Source organism: Streptomyces sp. BK208 (assembly GCF_004364245.1).
Lineage (GTDB): Bacteria > Actinomycetota > Actinomycetes > Streptomycetales > Streptomycetaceae > Streptomyces.
Map to the genome: position 1 here is coordinate 293,612 of NZ_SOAV01000006.1, position 15,916 is coordinate 309,527.

Annotated in this window: 15 protein-coding genes; 10 read left to right on the forward strand and 5 right to left on the reverse strand. The window is 72.2% G+C overall.

Going from position 1 to position 15,916, the window contains the following annotated elements; translation table 11 throughout:
• The first annotated feature begins 67 nt into the window (after positions 1 to 67).
• From EV562_RS17370 to truA, 3 genes are all read left to right on the forward strand, one after another.
• Entirely contained in the window at positions 68 to 1,090 is a 1,023-nt protein-coding gene (locus EV562_RS17370; protein WP_003966937.1) for a DNA-directed RNA polymerase subunit alpha, read from the forward strand.
• A 212-nt stretch (positions 1,091 to 1,302) separates the two neighbouring features.
• Entirely contained in the window at positions 1,303 to 1,806 is a 504-nt protein-coding gene (gene rplQ, locus EV562_RS17375; RefSeq protein ID WP_133887699.1) for a 50S ribosomal protein L17, read from the forward strand.
• 158 nt (positions 1,807 to 1,964) lie between these two features.
• Positions 1,965 to 2,822 (forward strand): tRNA pseudouridine(38-40) synthase TruA, encoded by an 858-nt coding sequence (gene truA / locus EV562_RS17380; RefSeq protein ID WP_133887700.1) that lies wholly within the window; start codon positions 1,965 to 1,967, stop codon positions 2,820 to 2,822.
• Positions 2,823 to 2,831: 9 nt separating this feature from the next.
• Here truA and EV562_RS17385 read toward each other — a convergent pair whose 3' ends face one another.
• On the reverse strand, positions 2,832 to 3,740 hold the full coding sequence (locus tag EV562_RS17385) for a hypothetical protein (RefSeq protein ID WP_133887701.1): 909 nt from the start codon (positions 3,738 to 3,740) through the stop codon (positions 2,832 to 2,834).
• A 74-nt stretch (positions 3,741 to 3,814) separates the two neighbouring features.
• Here EV562_RS17385 and EV562_RS17390 point away from each other — a divergent pair, with 74 nt between their 5' ends.
• The 4 genes from EV562_RS17390 to glmM all read left to right on the forward strand — a co-directional run bounded on the left by EV562_RS17390 (position 3,815) and on the right by glmM (position 7,802).
• Positions 3,815 to 5,020, forward strand: coding sequence for a glycosyltransferase family 87 protein (locus tag EV562_RS17390; RefSeq protein WP_243860076.1), 1,206 nt, complete (start codon positions 3,815 to 3,817; stop codon positions 5,018 to 5,020).
• Positions 5,021 to 5,227: 207 nt separating this feature from the next.
• The gene (gene rplM / locus EV562_RS17395) at positions 5,228 to 5,671 is read left to right on the forward strand and encodes a 50S ribosomal protein L13 (protein WP_064729367.1); all 444 of its coding nucleotides are present in this window, start codon (positions 5,228 to 5,230) and stop codon (positions 5,669 to 5,671) included.
• Between the two features lie 42 nt (positions 5,672 to 5,713).
• Positions 5,714 to 6,226, forward strand: a complete 513-nt coding sequence (rpsI, locus tag EV562_RS17400; protein WP_133887703.1) for a 30S ribosomal protein S9 — start codon at positions 5,714 to 5,716, stop codon at positions 6,224 to 6,226.
• A gap of 217 nt (positions 6,227 to 6,443) precedes the next feature.
• Complete coding sequence (glmM, locus tag EV562_RS17405) at positions 6,444 to 7,802, forward strand: phosphoglucosamine mutase (protein WP_133887704.1); 1,359 nt, start codon at positions 6,444 to 6,446, stop codon at positions 7,800 to 7,802.
• Positions 7,803 to 7,902: 100 nt separating this feature from the next.
• Here glmM and EV562_RS17410 read toward each other — a convergent pair whose 3' ends face one another.
• Both EV562_RS17410 and coaA read right to left on the reverse strand, forming a co-directional pair.
• Positions 7,903 to 8,853 (reverse strand): DUF389 domain-containing protein, encoded by a 951-nt coding sequence (locus EV562_RS17410; RefSeq protein WP_133887705.1) that lies wholly within the window; start codon positions 8,851 to 8,853, stop codon positions 7,903 to 7,905.
• 44 nt (positions 8,854 to 8,897) lie between these two features.
• On the reverse strand, positions 8,898 to 9,887 hold the full coding sequence (gene coaA, locus EV562_RS17415) for a type I pantothenate kinase (protein WP_133887706.1): 990 nt from the start codon (positions 9,885 to 9,887) through the stop codon (positions 8,898 to 8,900).
• 205 nt (positions 9,888 to 10,092) lie between these two features.
• Between coaA and EV562_RS17420 the strand changes: the two genes are divergently transcribed.
• Positions 10,093 to 10,872: a hypothetical protein gene (locus EV562_RS17420; RefSeq protein WP_133887707.1), complete on the forward strand. Its 780-nt coding sequence runs from the start codon at positions 10,093 to 10,095 to the stop codon at positions 10,870 to 10,872.
• Positions 10,873 to 10,982: 110 nt separating this feature from the next.
• Positions 10,983 to 12,830, forward strand: coding sequence for a glutamine--fructose-6-phosphate transaminase (isomerizing) (gene glmS / locus EV562_RS17425; protein WP_133887708.1), 1,848 nt, complete (start codon positions 10,983 to 10,985; stop codon positions 12,828 to 12,830).
• Between the two features lie 206 nt (positions 12,831 to 13,036).
• Here the strand turns inward: glmS and EV562_RS17430 are convergent, their stop codons facing one another.
• Entirely contained in the window at positions 13,037 to 14,482 is a 1,446-nt protein-coding gene (locus tag EV562_RS17430) for an NAD(P)H-hydrate dehydratase (protein ID WP_133887709.1), read from the reverse strand.
• 302 nt (positions 14,483 to 14,784) lie between these two features.
• Between EV562_RS17430 and EV562_RS17435 the strand changes: the two genes are divergently transcribed.
• Positions 14,785 to 15,393: an XRE family transcriptional regulator gene (locus tag EV562_RS17435; RefSeq protein ID WP_133887710.1), complete on the forward strand. Its 609-nt coding sequence runs from the start codon at positions 14,785 to 14,787 to the stop codon at positions 15,391 to 15,393.
• 128 nt (positions 15,394 to 15,521) lie between these two features.
• Here EV562_RS17435 and EV562_RS17440 read toward each other — a convergent pair whose 3' ends face one another.
• Positions 15,522 to 15,893 (reverse strand): holo-ACP synthase, encoded by a 372-nt coding sequence (locus tag EV562_RS17440; RefSeq protein ID WP_133887711.1) that lies wholly within the window; start codon positions 15,891 to 15,893, stop codon positions 15,522 to 15,524.
• Between the last annotated feature and the right edge of the window lie 23 nt (positions 15,894 to 15,916).

The following is a 15,916-nucleotide window of genomic DNA, read 5'->3' on the forward strand; positions in this document are numbered from 1 at the left end:
CGCCCGTACCCTTGCATCACAGAGTCGGGCGTCAAATAGCGGGCGCCCCTGACTGAAGGATCACCACATGCTGATCGCTCAGCGTCCCTCGTTGACCGAAGAGGTCGTCGACGAGTTCCGCTCCCGGTTCGTCATCGAGCCGCTGGAGCCGGGCTTCGGCTACACCCTCGGCAACTCGCTCCGCCGCACCCTCCTCTCGTCGATCCCCGGCGCTGCTGTCACCAGCATCCGCATCGACGGTGTCCTGCACGAGTTCACCACCGTGCCGGGCGTCAAGGAGGACGTCACCGACCTGATCCTCAACATCAAGCAGCTGGTCGTCTCCTCGGAGCACGACGAGCCCGTCGTGATGTACCTGCGCAAGCAGGGCCCGGGTCTGGTCACCGCCGCCGACATCGCGCCGCCGGCCGGTGTCGAGGTGCACAACCCCGACCTCGTCCTCGCCACGCTCAACGGCAAGGGCAAGCTGGAGATGGAGCTGACCGTCGAGCGCGGTCGCGGCTACGTCTCCGCCGTGCAGAACAAGCAGGTCGGTCAGGAGATCGGGCGCATCCCGGTCGACTCGATCTACTCGCCGGTCCTCAAGGTCACGTACAAGGTCGAGGCCACGCGTGTCGAGCAGCGCACCGACTTCGACAAGCTGATCGTCGACGTCGAGACCAAGCAGGCGATGCGTCCGCGTGACGCCATGGCCTCCGCGGGCAAGACGCTGGTCGAGCTGTTCGGTCTCGCGCGCGAGCTGAACATCGACGCCGAGGGCATCGACATGGGTCCGTCCCCGACGGACGCCGCGCTCGCCGCCGATCTGGCGCTGCCGATCGAGGAGCTGGAGCTCACCGTTCGGTCGTACAACTGCCTCAAGCGCGAGGGCATCCACTCCGTGGGTGAGCTCGTGGCCCGTTCCGAGGCGGACCTGCTCGACATCCGCAACTTCGGTGCGAAGTCGATCGACGAGGTCAAGGCCAAGCTCGCGGGCATGGGCCTGGCGCTGAAGGACTCGCCTCCCGGGTTCGACCCGACCGCCGCCGCGGACGCCTTCGGCGCCGACGACGACGCGGACGCCGGGTTCGTGGAGACCGAGCAGTACTGAGCGCTCCGCGAGGAGGGCCGTACTGCGGGTGCGGGTGCGGGCGGGCTGTGGCTGGTCGCGCCCACGCGACGGAGTCGCACATCGAAACCGCCCCGCGCCCACTCCGGAGACGCCCCTTCGGGGCCGCCTCCGGATCTCTGACAGACAACCGTCTGCTCAGATACTGACTCCGGTACCTGATACGGCCGGGGCAGACACCTAGGAGAAACACCATGCCGAAGCCCACCAAGGGTGCCCGTCTGGGCGGCAGCGCCGCGCACGAGAAGCTGCTCCTCGCGAACCTCGCGAAGTCGCTCTTCGAGCACGGCAAGATCACGACCACCGAGGCGAAGGCGCGCAAGCTGCGTCCGTACGCCGAGCGTCTGGTCACCAAGGCGAAGAAGGGCGACCTTCACAACCGCCGTCAGGTGCTCCAGGTGATCACGGACAAGAGCATCGTCCACACGCTCTTCACCGAGATCGGCCCGCGCTACGAGAACCGTCCCGGTGGCTACACCCGGATCACCAAGATCGGTAACCGCCGCGGCGACAACGCGCCCATGGCCGTCATCGAGCTGGTCGAGGCGCTGACCGTGGCGCAGCAGGCCACCGGCGAGGCCGAGGCCGCGACGAAGCGTGCCGCCAAGGACGCCGAGGGCACCGAGGCCGCCGAGACCAAGGTCGACACGGCCAAGGCCGACGACGAGGCCGCGGCCGAGGAGTCGAAGGACGCGTAAGCGTCCGCCGGGGGCTGTGTGACCGCGGCTGCGGGTTCGTGGTCGCTTGTCGCGCCCACGCGGCGGAGCCGCATATCGAGCACAGCCCCGTGAGGGTGTTGGCGGGTCCGTTCCTTTCAGGAGCGGGCCCGCTTTCGTGTGGGTGAGAGGATCTGCGGGTGAGTGACGAAGTTGAGGCCGGGTTCGTGCGGGTGCGGCTGGATCTCTCCTACGACGGGAGCGAGTTCTCCGGGTGGGCCAAGCAGGCCGGGGGGCGGCGGACCGTGCAGGGGGAGATCGAGGACGCGCTGCGGACGGTCACCCGGTCGCGGGAGACGTACGAGCTGACGGTCGCCGGGCGGACCGACGCGGGCGTGCACGCGCGGGGACAGGTCGCCCACGTCGATCTGCCGCGCGAGGTGTGGGCCGAGCACCACGTGAAGCTGCTCAAGCGGCTCGCCGGGCGGCTGCCGAGGGACGTGCGGGTCTGGGCGCTCAGGGAGGCGCCGAGCGGGTTCAACGCCCGGTTCTCGGCGGTCTGGCGGCGCTACGCCTACCGGGTCACCGACAACCCCGGCGGTGTCGACCCGCTGCTGCGCGGGCACGTGCTGTGGCACGACTGGCCGCTCGACGTGGACGCCATGAACGAGGCCGCCCGCGGACTGCTGGGCGAGCACGACTTCGCCGCCTACTGCAAGAAGCGCGAGGGGGCGACCACCATCCGGACGCTGCAGGAGCTGAGCCTGGTGCGGGGCGAGGAGGACGGGATCGTCACCGCCACCGTGCGGGCCGACGCCTTCTGCCACAACATGGTGCGTTCCCTGATCGGCGCCCTGCTGTTCGTCGGAGACGGCCACCGGGCGCCGGACTGGCCGGCGAAGGTGCTCGCCGCGGGCGTACGGGACTCGGCCGTGCACGTCGTACGGCCGCACGGGCTGACGCTCGAGGAGGTCGGCTACCCGGCCGACGAGCTGCTGGCGGCCCGGAACAAGGAGGCGCGCAACAAGCGGTCGCTGCCGGGAGCCGGCTGCTGCTGAGGGGCGGCGTCAGCCCTCTGCCGCCGCCGACGCCTGGGCCTCGCCGCGTCGGCGGATCTGCCGGAAGGCGAACTCGGCCAGGTCGTCACCGGCGCGGAAGACGCCGGTGGACTTCTCCGTGACGTCCTTGCCGTTCGTGAAACCGGCGACGGTGAAGTAGGCGTAGCGGCCGTAGGAGTTGGTGGTGGAGCGGCAGACCGCACCGGTGCAGAAGGACTTGACGCCGCCACCGGACACGGAGCGCACGATGCTCTTCTTGTCGGCTTCCTTCTTCGCCTTCGCGGCCTGCGCCTCGGTGTCGAAGACGGCCACGCCGACGGTGACGGCGGTGTCGCCGTTGGTGTAGGTGACGCGGATCAGACGCGTGCACCTGTTGGTGTCGAGGACCTTCGGCAGGGTGCCCTGGGCGGCGGAGCCGCAGGTGCGGGTGTCGGCCGTCGGGCCCTTCTTGTAGACCGTCTCGCCCATGGTCAGCTGGGTGCCGGGGAAGAGCAGGTCCGGGCTGAGCGGTGCCTTGTCCTTCTTGACGCTGGAGACGAAGTCCTTCGGGTCCAGCGGCGGCGGCGCGCTGGTCGGGGCGAAGGACGGCTGGGTGGCCGTGGCGCTGGGTATGTCCGCCGTCGAGGGGAGCTGCGAGGAGGGGCTGTCGGAGGCCTGGCCGGAGCCGTTCGCGGAGACGACGGCCACGGCGACGGCACCGGCTATCGCCACGGTGGCCAGCGCCCCGCCGCCTATGAAGAGCAGCCGGCGGCGCTTGGCGCGGGCCTCGGAGGCCTCGGCGAGGGCGGCCCAGTCCGGCGTGTTGTCACCGTTGCCGCTGTTCCAGGGCTGCTGCGGCTGCGACTGCTGCTGCGGCTGCTGCGATTGCGGTTTCCAGGGATCCCACTGCGACTGAGGTCCCCCTTGCCCATAGCTCATGGGCCGCATCTTAGACGTGCCGACGGGCGTGCTGGTGCGCGTACTTGAGGGCCTCAGGGCCTAGCGTTCCGTTCATGCGGACGGGCAAAAGCGACATCTCCGGGTGGTTGGTGCGACCGGCGGGACGGCATCTGTGGGCGGTGCTCGTGACGGTGCTGGCGGCGTCCGCCGCGCACGCGGCGCGGGTGACCCCGGACGGCGGGATGGACAACGCGATCGTCGTGCGGGCCGCCCGCACCTGGCTGGACGGCGGCTCCCCGTACGACGATCCGCACTTCCTCTACCTGCCGAGCGCCGTGCTGGCCGCCGTGCCGCAGGCCCTGCTGCCCGGGGCGGTGCTGCGGGTGCTGGTGCCGTGCGCGGTGACCGTCCTGCTGGCGCTGGCCTGGGCCTGCGCGCTGCTCCTGCACCGGGTGCCGCTCGGCAGCCGGCTCGCGGCCCTCGGGCTGACCGGGCTGGCGCTGGGCTTCGCGCCGTTCGGGCACCTGGTGCGGCTCGGCAACTGGACGGTGACGGCGACGGTGGCGCTGCCGCTGGCCCTGCTGATGGCGAGCCGGGGACGCTGGACGGGCGCGGGCGCGGTCATCGGCGCGGCCGTGGCGCTCAAGCCGCTGCTCGCGCCGGTCGTCCTGCTCTTCCTTTTCGCCGGCCGGTGGCGGGCGCTGGCCGCGGCCGTCCTGGTGCCCGCGCTGGCCTCCGCCGCGGCGGCGCTGGCGATGCCCGACCCGGCGGGCTTCTTCACCCGCACCCTGCCCTTCCTGCTGCACGGCGACGACGGCTTCGTACGGCTCTACGAGGCCTCCCCGGCGGCCGTGCTGCCCCGGCTCGGGGTGCCTCCGGCGCTCGCGCAGGGGCTCGCGGTGGCGGCGGCCTGCGCCGGGGTGCTGTGCGCGTACCGGCGCTGGAGGCGCGCCGACCCCGGTCCGCTGCGGCTCGCGGAGACCGGCGCGGGGCTGATGCTCTCGGCGTTCCTGATCTCCAGGCCGTCCTACGACCACTACCTCCTGGTCGCCCTGCCGCTGCTGCTCGCCGGCCTGCCGTACGCCGGGTCGGTGGCCCGCGGGGTGTGGTTCTGGGTCGCACTGGTGCCCCAGGCACCGGGGCTGACCTGGCCCTGGCTGGAGGGGGAGCGGCGGCGGGCCTTCCGGGACGCGTTCACGCTGTGCGTCCTCGCGGTGACGGTGGCCCGGCAGGCCGGGACCGCCCCGGCGGGCGCCGGGGAGCGTGTGCCCCCGGGGCGGGCGCCGGAGCCGGAGCGGGCCCCCGCGGCTCCGTTTTGACCGGGCCGCCGGGGCCCGGGTATTCTGCACAGCTGTATGTGTATTGGCTTGCTCATTCTCACGTGAGGGGCCCTTACACCGGTCCACCGGGACCGATGACCAGCGATCTGCACGCGGTTTGCGTCACCGCGGTGCGGTCAGGGCTGTCGTGATCGTCTTCGGTGACCATGTCAGGACCACTCACTGAAGAAGCGAAGGCTACGAACCGTGCGTACGTACAGCCCCAAGCCCGGCGATGTGACGCGCCAGTGGCACGTCATCGACGCTCAGGACGTCGTCCTGGGTCGTCTGGCCACCACTGCCGCCTCCATCCTGCGCGGCAAGCACAAGCCGATCTACGCGCCCCACGTCGACACCGGTGACTTCGTCATCATCATCAACGCCGACAAGGTGCACCTCTCCGGCAACAAGCGGACCCAGAAGATGGCGTACCGCCACTCCGGCTACCCGGGCGGTCTGCGCTCCGTGCGCTATGACGAGCTGCTGGACAAGAACCCGGAGAAGGCCATCGAGAAGGCCGTCAAGGGCATGCTCCCGAAGAACTCCCTGGGCCGTCAGATGCTCTCGAAGCTGAAGGTCTACAAGGGTGACCAGCACCCGCACGGCGCGCAGCAGCCGCAGCCGTTCGAGATCACCCAGGTCGCGCAGTAGTTCCGGCCACCCTTTAAGACTGAAGAGAATCTGAGGAGCATCGTGGCCGAGACCACTCCCGAGCAGCCGCTCGAAGAGATCGACATCGACAGCTACACCACCGAGTCCGAGGTCCCCGTCGAGGGTGACTACACCTCGGAGTCCATGGCCTCCGCGTTCGGCGAGCCCCAGCCGGCCGCCGGCCTGGGCCGCCGCAAGAACGCCATCGCCCGCGTCCGGATCGTCCCGGGCACCGGCAAGTGGAAGGTCAACGGGCGCACGCTCGAGGACTACTTCCCGAACAAGGTGCACCAGCAGGAAGTCAACGAGCCCTTCAAGGTGCTCGAGCTCGACAACCGCTACGACGTCATCGCCCGCATCTCGGGTGGCGGCGTCTCCGGTCAGGCCGGTGCGCTCCGTCTCGGTGTCGCCCGCGCGCTGAACGAGGCCGACGTGGACAACAACCGCGGCGCGCTCAAGAAGGCCGGTTACCTCAAGCGCGACGACCGTGCGGTCGAGCGGAAGAAGGCCGGTCTGAAGAAGGCCCGCAAGGCCCCGCAGTACAGCAAGCGCTAAGCTTCGCTGCCTGTACTCCGAACGCCCCGGCGGCACGCCACTGTGCTGTCGGGGCATTCGTTTATCCCAGCCGTTGGGCGTATAACGGCACAAGACGTTCTAAGGCTTATGTGATCGTTGGTCGGGTGCTGTGCGCCCGGGTCTTCGGGAGCGCCGGCTGCGTGGGTCGCGCTCATCGGCAGCCGCTCCCGGAATTGACGTTTCCTCAGGAGGACAAGTGGGACGACTCTTCGGCACGGACGGCGTGCGCGGTGTCGCCAACGCGGATCTGACGGCCGAGCTGGCGCTGGGCCTCTCCGTCGCCGCGGCGCACGTACTGGCCGAGGCGGGCACCTTCGCCGGGCACCGGGCGACCGCGGTGGTCGGCCGGGACCCGCGCGCCTCCGGGGAGTTCCTGGAGGCGGCGGTGGTCGCGGGTCTGGCCAGCGCCGGCGTGGACGTGCTGCGGGTCGGCGTGCTGCCGACGCCCGCGGTGGCCCACCTGACCGGCGCGCTCGGCGCCGACCTCGGCGTGATGCTGTCCGCCAGCCACAACGCCATGCCCGACAACGGCATCAAGTTCTTCGCCCGCGGCGGCCACAAGCTCGCCGACGAGCTGGAGGACCGCATCGAGTCCGTCTACGCCGAGCACCGCACCGGCGCCCCCTGGGACCGCCCGACCGGCGCCGGCGTGGGCCGCGTCCGCGACTACGACGAGGGGCTCGACCAGTACGTCGCCCACCTCGTCGGTGTCCTGCCGAACCGTCTCGACGGGCTGAAGATCGTCCTCGACGAGGCGCACGGCGCGGCCTCCCGGGTCTCCCCGGAGGCGTTCGCACGGGCCGGGGCCGAGCTGGTCACCATCGGCGCGGTGCCCGACGGCCTCAACATCAACGACGGCTGCGGCTCCACCCACCTCGACCTGCTCAAGGCCGCCGTCGTCGAGCACGGCGCCGACCTCGGCATCGCCCACGACGGCGACGCCGACCGCTGCCTGGCCGTGGACCACACCGGCGCGGAGGTGGACGGCGACCAGATCCTCGCCGTGCTGGCGCTCGCGATGCGGGAGCGGGACGCGCTGCGCTCGGACACCGTCGTCGCGACCGTCATGTCCAACCTGGGCTTCAGGCTCGCCATGGAGCGCGAGGGCATCCGGTTCGCGCAGACCGGCGTCGGCGACCGGTACGTGCTGGAGGAGATGAAGCAGCACGGCTACGCCCTGGGCGGCGAGCAGTCCGGCCACGTCATCATCCTCGACCACGCCACCACCGGCGACGGCACGCTGACCGGCCTGATGCTGGCGGCGCGGGTCGCGCAGACCGGCCGTACGCTGCGGGACCTCGCGTCGGTGATGGAGCGGCTGCCGCAGGTGCTGGTGAACGTGCCGGACGTGGACAAGTCGCGGGTGACGACCTCCGCCGAGCTGGCCGCCGCGGTGTCCGAGGCGGAGCGGGAGCTGGGGAGCACGGGGCGGGTGCTGCTGCGTCCCTCCGGGACGGAGCCGCTCGTTCGGGTGATGGTGGAGGCCGCCGACATCGAGCAGGCCCGGTCTGTCGCCGGGCGGTTGGCCGATGTGGTGAAGTCTGCGCTGGGTTAAGAGCCGTTGACGGGTTCGGGGTGGGGGTTCTGCGCGTTGCGGGCTGCGGGTTTCGCTGTGGCTTGTCGCGCAGTTCCCCGCGCCCCTCAGGTGAGTCTCCTCATCCGGCGTTGTCGGGTTTGGTCAGCCGGTTGCGCTGAGTCGACCACAACGCCTTCTGGGTCAGGAGGGTGAGGGTTCCGGCCACCACGATGCCCGCCAGGTTGAGCAGGAGCTGTTCGGAGGAGCCCACCGTCTGGGTGGTGTCGCCGAAGCTCAGGGCGACGGCGGCGTTCGCGGCGGCCGGGACCGTGGTGACCGAGATGGCGACGCCCACCAGGGCGCCGGACTTCGCCGACGTCAGGGACAGCGTGCCCGCGATGCCGGCGAGGACCGCCACCACGAAGGAGAAGGCGTCCGGGGCGTAGACGAAGCCGGTGTTGGGCCGGTCGCCCTCCAGCTTGCCCTCGGTGAACAGGCCGAGGGCGGCCATGACCCAGCTGAAGCCCACCGTCACCGCCATCGCCACCGCGAAGCCCACCAGCAGGGCGGTCAGCGAGCGCAGGGCCAGCCGCGGGGCGCGCTGGACGATCGCCGTGCAGATCCCGGCGAGCGGACCGAACTCCGGGCCGACGGCCATCGCGCCGACGATCAGGATCGCGTTGTCGAGGACGACACCGCAGGCCGCGATCATCGTGGCCAGGGTGATGAAGGCGAGGTAGGTGACGGAGAGCGTCGACTCCTCGTGCGTCGCCTCCTCCAGCTGTTCCCACAGCACCGCGTCGGCGCCCTCGCCGGGTGTGTCCCGTTCCGCCTTGTCGGCACGCTCGGACAGGGACAGGTCGATGTTCTCGGCGGTGATGGCGCCGCTGCTGTCGAGGCCCAACGCCCGCAGGCGGTTGATGAGTTCGTCACCCGCCTCGCGGGCCACGTCGCACATGACGACGTCGCCCTCGGGTTCGCGGGCGGCGCCCGGCAGGACGACGAGGTGGGTGGTGCCGACCGTACGGTCGATCAGGCGGACCACCTCGTCGGTGCGGTCGGCCGGAGTGATCAGGCGCAGATGCAGCATCCGGTCTTTCTACCGTGCCGCCCGCCCCACGCGCCCCGCCCGTCTCACAGCTTGCGCAGACTCAGGCGCTGCACCTTGTGGTCGGGGCCCTTGCGCAGGACCAGGGTCGCCCGGCTCCGGGTGGGGGCGACGTTCTCCACCAGGTTGGGCTTGTTGATGGTGCGCCAGGTGGTGCGGGCGTAGTCGAGGGCCTCCTCCTCCGACACCTGCGTGTACTTGCGGAAGTACGAGGACGGGTTCTGGAAGGCGGTCGCGCGCAGCTTGCGGAAGCGGTTGAGGTACCAGCGCTCGATGTCCTCGGTACGCGCGTCGACGTACACGCTGAAGTCGAAGTAGTCCGCGAGGCCGACCCTGGTGCGGCCGTCCTTGCCGGGCAGCGCGGGCTGGAGCACGTTGAGGCCCTCGACGATCAGGATGTCGGGGCGGCGGACGACGAGCCGCTCGTCCGGGACGATGTCGTAGATGAGGTGGGAGTAGACCGGCGCGGTCACCTCCGCCTTGCCCGCCTTGATGTCGGCGACGAACCGGGTCAGGGCCCGGCGGTCGTACGACTCGGGGAAGCCCTTGCGCGACATCAGGCCCCGCGCCTCCAGCTCCCGCGTCGGCAGCAGGAAGCCGTCGGTGGTGACCAGCTCCACGCGCGGGTGCTCGGGCCAGCGGGACAGCAGCGCCTGGAGGAGCCGGGCGACCGTGGACTTGCCGACCGCCACCGAGCCGGCGACCCCTATGACGAAGGGGGTGCCGGACTGGGAGCCCTGCTCGCCGAGGAACGTGTTGAGCGCGCCGCGCAGGCCGTCGGTGGCGCCGACGTAGAGGTTGAGCAGCCGGGAGAGCGGGAGGTAGATGTCCCGCACCTCGTCGAGGTCGATGACGTCGCCGAGGCCGCGCAGCTTCTCGACCTCCTCGGCGGTCAGCGGCAGCGGCGTCTTGTCGCGCAGCGCGCTCCACTCGGGGCGGGTGAGGTCGACGTAGGGAGTCGCCTCCGGCCGCTGCCGGTGGGCGCTCCGGGGAATCGAGGGGACCGGAGAGATCACAGTCCATTGTTAACGGAGTACGAACGGGGCGGCAGGTGGGGTGCGTCACGCCCGCCCGGCCGCGGGGCCCGGAGGTCACGCGGGCGTCACGGTCGGATACCGGGTGGTGCGGTCTTGATCAACTGTGTGGCGGCTGTGCTTACAGTCTTCGCACGTTTGTGCGGAGTATCCGCCATCTGGAAAACATCTGGAAGAAAGAGCCGACGTGAGACTGTCCGCTGTGCGCCGTATTGCCCTCGCCTCGTCCGTCGCTACCCTGGCCCTGCTCGCCACCGCGTGCGGCTCCTCGCAGGACGACGGTGACAAGGCGGCAGGTGACGGCAAGGGCGAGAGCGGCAGTGCCGCCCCGGCGGCCAAGGCGCTCACCGCCGCCGAACTGGAGAAGGCCGTCCTCGCGCAGGCGGACGTCAAGAGCGGCAAGGTCACCAAGGTGTCGGCGACGGACGACGTCGCCAAGGACAAGGTGAAGGGCGAGAAGGCCGCGTGCGAGCCGCTCGCCCTCGCCGAGGCGGGCGTGCCGCTCGGCGAGCCCGCCGCGTCCGTCAAGCGCAGCTGGACGGAGGGGCCGAAGAAGCCGTCCGGGGACGCGAGCACCGAGGAGGAGATCGGCGCCGCGTTCGACCTGGACAAGGCCCTCGTGACGCTGGCGACGTACGAGGACGGCGGCGCCGAGGCCGTCCTGAAGGACGTGAAGGAGGCGGCCGGCGCGTGCGCGGGCGGTTTCACCTTCACCGCGATGGGTGAGAAGGCCCGCGTCGCCAAGGTGGCCGAGGAGACGGCGCCCGGCGGTGCCGACGAGGCGGTCGCGATGACGATGACGATGACCGGGGACGACGGCGACGCGTTCCCGGTGAAGGTCTACGTCACCCGCAAGGGCTCCACCGTCGCCTCGTTCACCGTGCTGAACCTGGCCTCCGCCGGCACCGGCAAGGACTTCCCCTTCCCCACGGAGATCTCCGACGCCCAGCTCGCCAAGCTCGGCTGACACCGGTCCCACCGGGGACGTTCGTACCCCGGTGGGAATTTCCGATTTCGGGCACGGGAAGCCCGCCGTGCGGCCGCCGCGCGGACGCTCCTGCTCGTAGGCTGCCGCTTATGTGCGGAATCGTGGGATACGTAGGGTCTCAGTCGGCACTCGATGTCGTGATGGCCGGTCTGAAGCGGCTCGAATACCGGGGGTACGACTCGGCGGGCGTCGCCGTGCTCGCGGACGGTGGCCTCGCCAGCGCCAAGCGGGCCGGCAAGCTCGTCAACCTCGACAAGGAACTGTCCGAACATCCGCTGCCGGCCGCCGCGACCGGCATCGGCCACACCCGCTGGGCCACCCACGGCGGCCCCACCGACGCCAACGCCCACCCGCACCTCGACAACGCGGGCCGGGTGGCCGTGGTGCACAACGGCATCATCGAGAACTTCGCGCCGCTGCGGACCGAGCTGGCCGAGCGCGGCCACGAGCTGCCCTCCGAGACCGACACCGAGGTCGTCGCCCACCTGCTCGCCGAGGAGTACTCGGCCTGCGCCGACCTCGCCGAGGCGATGCGGCTGGTGTGCCGACGGCTCGAAGGCGCGTTCACGCTGGTCGCGGTGCACGCGGACGCCCCGGACGTGGTGGTGGGCGCCCGCCGCAACTCGCCGCTCGTGGTGGGCGTGGGGGAGGGCGAGTACTTCCTCGCCTCGGACGTCGCGGCCTTCATCGCGCACACCCGGGACGCCGTCGAGCTGGGCCAGGACCAGGTCGTCGAGCTGCGCCGGGACGGCGTGCGGGTCACCGGCTTCGACGGCACCCCGGCCGACGTGCGCTCCTACCACGTCGACTGGGACGCCTCGGCCGCCGAGAAGGCCGGATACGCCTCCTTCATGCTCAAAGAGATCGCCGAGCAGCCCAAGGCCGTCGCCGACACCCTCCTCGGCCGCATCGACGGCTCCGGCACGCTGAGCCTGGACGAGGTGCGCATCCCGCCGGAAGTCCTCCGCGAGCTGGACAAGGTCGTCATCGTCGCCTGCGGCACCGCCTTCCACGCCGGGCTGATCGCCAAGTACGCCATCGAGCACTGGACGCGGATCCCCTGCGAGGTGGAGCTGGCCAGCGAGTTCCGCTACCGCGACCCGATCCTCGACCAGCAGACCCTGGTCGTCGCGATCTCCCAGTCCGGCGAGACCATGGACACCCTCATGGCCCTGCGCCACGCCCGCGAACAGGGCGCCAGGGTCCTCGCCATCTGCAACACCAACGGCTCGACGATCCCCCGCGAGTCCGACGCCGTCCTCTACACCCACGCGGGTCCCGAGGTCGCCGTCGCCTCCACCAAGGCCTTCCTCACCCAGCTCGTGGCCTGCTACCTGGTCGCCCTCTACCTGGGCCAGGTGCGGGGCGACAAGTACGGCGACGAGATCCGCGACGTCGTCCGTGACCTGTCCGGCATCGCAGGCGCCGTGGACCAGGTCCTCAGGACCATGGAGCCGGTGCGGGAACTGGCCCGTTCGCTCGCCCACAAGGACACGGTGCTCTTCCTCGGCCGCCACGTCGGCCACCCCGTCGCCCTCGAAGGCGCGCTCAAGCTGAAGGAGCTGGCGTACATGCACGCCGAGGGCTTCGCGGCGGGCGAGCTGAAGCACGGGCCGATCGCGCTGATCGAGGAGGACCTGCCGGTCGTCGTGGTGGTGCCGTCCCCGCGCGGGCGCTCCGTCCTCCACGACAAGATCGTGTCCAACATCCAGGAGATCCGCGCCCGCGGCGCCCGCACCATCGTCATCGCGGAGGAGGGCGACGAGGCGGTGGTCCCCTACGCCGACCACGTCGTCCGCGTCCCGGCCACCCCGACGCTGCTCCAGCCGCTCGTGGCCACGGTGCCGTTGCAGGTCTTCGCCTGCGAACTGGCGACCGCCCGGGGCAACGAGGTGGACCAGCCGCGGAACCTGGCCAAGTCGGTGACGGTGGAGTAGGCGGGGGCGGTGCCGGGCGGTGCCGGGCGCGGCCGAGGGCGGTGTCGGGCGCGGCCCGGGGCGGGGCCGGTGCCGAGGGCGGGACGGGGCCGGTGCCCGGGGAGCACGGTGACGGCCCGGGAGCGTTCCAGGACCGATCAGCGAACGGTGCGGCCGGCCCCGGGCGGCCGGTGATCACCGTACGGAGAGACCCGCCCCCGGCCCGTTCAGACCCCCCGCACGTCGCGCCAGGCCCGCGGGACCGCTTCGGCGACGTCGTGTGCCCCCGCCGGGGCGCCCCGCGTCGCGAAGCGGCCCGCCAGGCCGTGCAGGTACGCGCCCACGCTCCCGGCGTCCCGCGCCGACAGCCCGGCCGCCAGCAGCGACCCCGCCAGGCCGGACAGCACATCCCCGCTTCCGGCCGTGGCGAGCCACGACGTCCCCGTCGCGTTGACCCGGACGGGGCCGCCCCGCGCACCGGCCACCAGCGTCGTCGAGCCCTTCAGGAGCACCGTCGCCCCGTACCGCGCCGCCAGTTCGCGCACCGAGGCCAGCCGTGCGCCCTCGACCTCCTCGCGGCCCACCCCGAGCAGCGCCGCGGCCTCACCGGCGTGCGGGGTCATCAACGTCGGTGCCGAGCGGGCCCGTACCGCCTCCACGTCGGCCAGCCGCAGCCCGTCCGCGTCGATCAGCACCGGCACCTCGGCCGCCAGCACCTCCGCCACCGTCGCCGCGTCGTCACCGGCGCCCGGTCCGACCACCCACGCCTGGACCCGGCCCGCCCGCCGCGGCCCCCGGTCGGACACGAGCGTCTCCGGGAACCGGGCGATCACCGCGTCCGCTGCCGGACCCACGTAGCGCACCGCCCCGGCCCCGCCCCGCAGCGCGCCCGCGACGGCCAGCACGGCCGCGCCCGGGTAGCGGGCCGAACCGGCGGCGATGCCGACGACTCCGCGCCGGTACTTGTCGCTCTCGGCCGACGGGACCGGCAGCAGCCGCGCCACGTCCGCGTGCTGCAACGCCTCCAGTTCGGCCGCCTCGGCGGGCAGCGGCAGGCCGATGTCCACCAGTCGCACCGACCCCGCGTACTCACGCCCCGGATCGATCAGCAGACCCGGCTTGTGCGCCCCGAACGTCACCGTCAGGTCGGCGCGGACCGCGTCCCCCGGCACCTGACCGGTGTCCGCGTCGACCCCGCTCGGCAGGTCCACGGCGACGACGGCGGCCCCCGACCGCGCCGCCGCACCGGCCAGCGGTACGGCCTCCTCGCGCAACCCGCCCTTGCCGCCGATCCCGACGATGCCGTCGAGGACGAGGTCGGCCCGCGCGATCGACTCCTCCACGGCGGCGCCGGCGACGCGCCCGCCCGCTCGCCGCAACGCCGCCAGCCCCCCGCCGTGCACCCGCTCCGGAGCGAGCAGCACCGCCGTCACGCCCGCGCCCCGCCGGGCCAGCCGCGCACCCGCGTACAGGGCGTCGCCCCCGTTGTCGCCGCTGCCCGCCAGCACCACCACCCGGCTGCCGTAGACCCGCCCGGCCACCCGCCCCAGCACCTCGGCGCAGGCGGCGGCCAGCCCGGCCGCCGCCCGCTGCATCAACGCCCCCTCCGGGAGCCGTGCCATCAGCTCCCGCTCGGCGCTCCTGACCGTTTCCACGCTGTACGCAGTCCGCATGCCGTCGAGTCTTCCCCGTGGACCGGGAACACGCACGGTCCGGGACCCCCGTACGGTCCGGGACACGCACGGTGCGGGGAGAGCACGGTTCAGGACTCGTACGGTCCGTGACCCGTTCACGCCGGGAGCACCCGCTGCGGAGGGGGGCACCTGCGTACGGGGCATCACCGGGTCCCGAGACGTGCGCCGGCGTACGGGTCGCGCCCGCCCCGGCGCGCGGGGCCTGGGGCGTGCACGCCGGGGCGCGTGCGGTCGTCCCGGCCCGGCGTCCCGTGGTGCGCGGGATGGGGGACAGTTGTCCCATGAGCGGCGGTGACGACGAGACGGCGCAGGTGATGGGTTCGCTCGGGTCCCGCCTGCGCGCCATCCGGCAGGCCCGCGGGCTCACCCTGGCCCGGCTCGCCGCCCACACCGGGATCTCCGTGAGCACCCTGTCCCGGCTGGAGTCGGGGCAGCGCGAGCCGGGGCTGCGGCACCTGCTGCCGCTGGCCCGGGCACACCGGCTGCCCCTGGACGAACTCGTCGGCTCGCGCACCGGCGACCCCCGCGTGCACCCCCGCCCCTTCACCCGGCACGGACAGACCTGGGTCCCGCTCACCCGGAACCCGAACGACGGCCTGCACGCCTACAAGCAGATCCTCCCCGCCCCGGCCACCCCCAGGACCGAGTGGACCCCCCGCCCCGAACAGGGCTCGCACGAGGGGCACGAATGGCTCTACGTGCTCTCCGGCCGGCTGCTCCTCGCCCTGGGGGAGCACGACCTGGTCCTGGCGGCCGGGGAGACCGCCGAGTTCGACACCCGCGTCCCGCACGGCATCGCCAACGCCGGGGACCAGCCCGTCGAGTGGCTCGCCCTGTACGGAGCACAGGGCGAACGCATGCACATCCGGGTCCGGCCGACCGGCGACTGACCACCCGGCCGGGGCACCGACCCCTGGCAACCGACGACAACGCCGCTGGGGGCACCTCCCACGCCCTTCAGGCAGTGGGGGAGCACATGCCGGACCCCGCGACCGCGGCACGATCCGAACGACACCCCCTAGCCCTCCGCGATCACCACCGCCGACGCGATGCCCGCGTCGTGGCTCAGCGACACGTGCCACGACGCCACGCCCAGCTCCGCCGCCCGCGCCGCCACCGTCCCCGTGACCCGCAGCCGCGGCTGCCCGCTGTCCTCGACGTACACCTCGGCGTCCGTCCAGAGCAGTCCCGCCGGCGCGCCCAGCGCCTTGGCCAGCGCCTCCTTCGCCGCGAAGCGGGCGGCGAGCGAGGCGACACCCCGGCGCCCACCGCTCGGCAGCAGCAACTCGCTCTCCAGGAAGAGCCGGCCCGCCAGGGCCGGCGTGCGCTCCAGCGACGCCCCGAACCGCTCGACCTCGGCCACGTCGATCCCGACCCCGATGATGCTCATGCGGAGAACCCTAGGGCCTGGCC